The organism is Methyloceanibacter sp. (assembly GCF_058506495.1).
The window spans coordinates 1-3856 of record NZ_JBZMXT010000133.1 but is presented as its reverse complement, the minus strand read 5'-3'; the positions used below and the strand labels follow the sequence as shown (position 1 = coordinate 3856).

At 56.1% G+C, this 3856-nt stretch carries 3 protein-coding genes; 1 reads left to right on the top strand and 2 read right to left on the bottom strand.

Annotation, left to right across the window (positions count from 1 at the left end):
* The coding region (locus AC33YF_RS13135) for a TonB-dependent receptor (RefSeq protein ID WP_491777660.1) at positions 1–958 on the top strand (958 nt) is incomplete at its 5' end.
* 66 nt (positions 959–1024) lie between these two features.
* Here the strand turns inward: AC33YF_RS13135 and AC33YF_RS13130 are convergent.
* On the bottom strand, positions 1025–2350 hold the full coding sequence (locus AC33YF_RS13130; protein WP_491777659.1) for a carbohydrate porin: 1326 nt from the start codon (positions 2348–2350) through the stop codon (positions 1025–1027).
* 135 nt (positions 2351–2485) lie between these two features.
* Positions 2486–3736, bottom strand: a complete 1251-nt coding sequence (locus AC33YF_RS13125; RefSeq protein ID WP_491777658.1) for a serine hydrolase domain-containing protein — start codon at positions 3734–3736, stop codon at positions 2486–2488.
* Positions 3737–3856 lie beyond the last annotated feature (120 nt).

The following is a 3856-nucleotide window of genomic DNA, read 5'->3' as shown; positions in this document are numbered from 1 at the left end:
CGGCATGCCGGGCTCCGGCATCTTTGCGCTCGATGTGCCCGCAAGGAATCCAACGGTCTTCACCCCGACGTTTTACAGTCGGCCAAGCCGGGCAAGGTTCACTGACCTCGATACAACAAGCCTGTTCATCCAGGATCAATTTGAGATCGGGCGCTATTTTGAACTTATTGGCGGCGTTCGGTTTGAACGGTTTGATGTCGACTTTGTAGACAGGATCGACGGCTTCAGGACGTCACGGGTTGACGAGGTGTGGTCCCCGCGTGCCGGCGCTGTCGTCAAGCCTTGGGAGCAATTCCACGTCTACGCGAGCTATTCCAAATCCTTCCTCCCTGCCAATGGAGATAACTTTGGAGCCTTAAGTGTGACAGCGTCGGAGCTTGAGCCCGAGGTCTTTGAGAACTACGAAACGGGCTTCAAATGGACGGTACGGCCACGCCTGCTATTGCAAGGTGCGGTCTACCGGCTTGACCGCGACAACCAACCCGTGACCATCGGCGCAGATACTTTTGCGCGGGGGCTGACACGCACCACAGGTGTCGAGCTTGAGCTCAGCGGCTACATCACTGACAAGTGGCAGGTGTTTGGCGGCTACGCTCACACAAACTCGGAGATCTTGTCGGCAGGTGACAACTTGGCGCTGGTAGGGAACTCGGTAGAGTCAGTACCCCTCGACACTTTCTCCATGTGGAACAGGTATCAGTTGACGGAAAAGTGGGGCTTTGGTCTCGGCATCATCCATCAAGCCGAGTGGTTCGCCGCATCCGACAACGCTGTTACGGTGCCCGGCTATACCCGGTTCGATAGCGCCGTCTACTATGACCTCAACGAGCACTGGACGGCGCAGGTCAATGTCGAGAACATGTTCAATACGGAGTACTGGATCTCGTCGCACAATAACAACAACATCTCGTACGGCGCGCCAACATCGGCCTTCGCGACGGTGAAGGCGCGGTGGTAAGTCAACGCTCGACACCTAAGGATCGATGTCGCAATCCTGTTGTCTGCCAGTGACCCTGAGGGGATATCAGAATAGCGTTCTCAACCTTACGCTGCCCACTGCCAACACGTCCTCGGTCGGGTTTTTGACCGGGTCAAAAATGACTTGTATGTCCGGCGTGACGTGGGTGAGCGGCGTGACAAAGACTCGGTAGAATGCCTCCAAGACATACTGGTCCTTCAGTGCCGTGTCGGAGGGTTGACCCCACGAGAACCCTACTCCGATGAGGTCGGCGTTTTGACCGAAGGGCTCCTCGAGCCCCAGACCAACCGCAAAGGTCTGGTGAACTGAGGTCACACCACCATCCGCATACGAATACCGGACGAATGGGACAAGGGTTCCATCGGGTCCAACCTCCTGTTCGAATGTCATTGCAACACCTCGACCGCTCGGCACATTCGCATCCTCTCGTGCGTCACTGTGCCAAAGCGTGACGTGGTAAAGGCCGGCACCTGGCTCGTCGTAGTTTGGCGTCGCGCCGAATTCGACTGCAACGAAGAACTCGCCGCGATCCAGCTGGCCAAAGCTCGTCGCCGCGCCATTGGCATCGTGAACGCCAGCGAGGATGTAGGTGTTCTCTGTCGGATAAACGGCCCCGGCCAACCCCAATCCCGGAGCCGGCAAAGGCATCGTCATCGTGTCGGAAAAGGCGGGGCTAAGGAACGCGTAGTTCGAGCTCACGAAGCGACCGCTATCATAAATATCCGATGGGTCCATTTTACCCGCCCGATAAATCAGCCCGTCCTCATAACGGCCCTGTTCCCAGTAAAGCTGCTTCAGCGCGAAGTCTTGCGTGTTAAAGCTAACCACCGTGCTCCAGAGGGAGCCGATTTCCTCGCCCAGCTGCGAGGGCGGAATGTCTGAATAGCGGTGGCGGGTTTCGGTAGCGAAGACCAATGCCCCAGGCCAGGGGCCACGCTGATTGAAGAGGTTCCAGCGGCCGAAGAAATCGAGGTCTCCGCCACTGCCCTCGGACCGCTTTCCCGGCAGTGCGGCGTCAGACTTCTGATAAAGCCCCGTGTAGTTCAGCCCAAGATCGAGGCCTATTGAGTCCCTGAGCGCTCGCGTTGACCGCTGCCATTGACCGTAGATCGGTTGCAGCGGCTCAACAGCGAAAATACTGTCTTCGCGCTCGTCCGACTCCCGTAGCTGATTGTCGATGTCATCGGGTGAGTTGTCCAAGCCGCGATCAATTGGTGTCGACGTCGGAATAGAAGCAGACTGAGCGATGGCTGCGTCGCTGATAGGTACCAAAAGGATGGGCAGCACGATGGCTAGGGCAACTTGGCCCTGCCGGAATCGCTGGTCTTTAGCGCGAAAGGCAGTCTGTACACTGGTCGCTTCGAAAGCCATAGCGTATGAATCGAGCCCTCAGTTTTCAGATTCAGCGGGTTGCTTGCTAACTAGGGTAATGACCCAACGCGGACATCGTCTCAGTCAGTGAGTTGACAGTACCTCGACGAGGAGTTCACCCGTAAATCTTGCTGCTTATTGAGCCTTTAGCTGATCAAGTATGAAGAGCGCACGGGCCACGGTTTCTGCGTTCTTTGCCGGTACCCCATTATCCTCCCAGTCCTGCATGAACACGACCGCAATGCCAGTGTCCATATCGCTGAAGCCGACCTGTCCGTAGGAACCAACAGAGTGGATAATGTTGTGTTCAGGTAGGTACCAAGCCTGTGATGCGTATGTGACCGGCGTACCAAAGGCAGCGGCCATACCCTTGCCTGACTCAGACTCTCTGAGCAGGTCTTTATCGACGTCCTCGACAGAAGCATAGAAGCTCTTGGGCGCCTTTCCCTGAGCTATCCATTGGTGAAACAAACCGTAGTCCCTGAGGGTCGTACTGATGCCGTAAGAGGGGCTCGCCGTACCATCGACTGTCAGCGCTATAGACCCCCGGCTGTTGGCACCAAAGTCATCGAACATATCGGATAGAAGCTTGTTAAACGGTTCCCCTGTCACTCCTTCCGCCAGCATTGCCAGCAAGTCCGTATTCTTGTCGTTGTAGGTGTAGACTGCTCCGGGCGCGTTCTGAGTTTTGGCCTCGATCACAGCCTTGCGGTGCCCGCTAGGCTCGCCCGGCTTGAGGCCTTGTTCTATCTCGAACACAAAGGCTTCGCCGCCGGGAACGTGGTAGTCGGTTGCGGGCAGAAGCCCAGCGGTCATATCGAGTACGTGCTGAACTTTGGCCTTCCCAATCGCCGATCCCTTGAAATCGGGCAGATAACTTTCGACGGCTGCGTCGGGATCTAGCTTGCCTTCGTCGATCAACTTCGACGCGATGATCCCAGCATAAGTCTTAGACGAGGATTGTAGGAGTTGTGTCTGATCGGCATTGAAGCCGTTGTCGTAAAACTCCCCCAGTATCTCGTTATCCTTCATGATCAAGAAGCCCTTCGTCTGCGTCGCATTCAGCGAATCCACGAAACTGCGGCCATCACGAAAGTCCTGTTGTAGATCGAACTGCTCGTCGGCGACCGTCATAGGCGCAGGGTTCTTAGCGGCCATGATGGGCACGGTGCCGAACAAACCGTAGTCATCCCAGTGTGTGGAAACGTACTTGTAGTAGGGCCAGCTCTGCATGTTCTCCGGCGTAATCTCGGAGAGGTTGATTGGCTTGTAGAAATCATTGAGTGTAACCGCCGATTTCGCCAACGCGCTCGAGCCAATAGTGGCGGCCAAGATGCCGGACAAGATCGATAGGGTGCTGATTTTTATCGTCGCGTTTTGAGTCATCGATGTTGCTCCTCCCTTGGTCCCGCGCCACCTTAGTTGGCAAGGATTTCAGGATACTATGCCCAGGAGAAGCTGAAGCAACAGGTCCCAGGCGCAATGTCCGCTTTTGGCGCAAAGCAG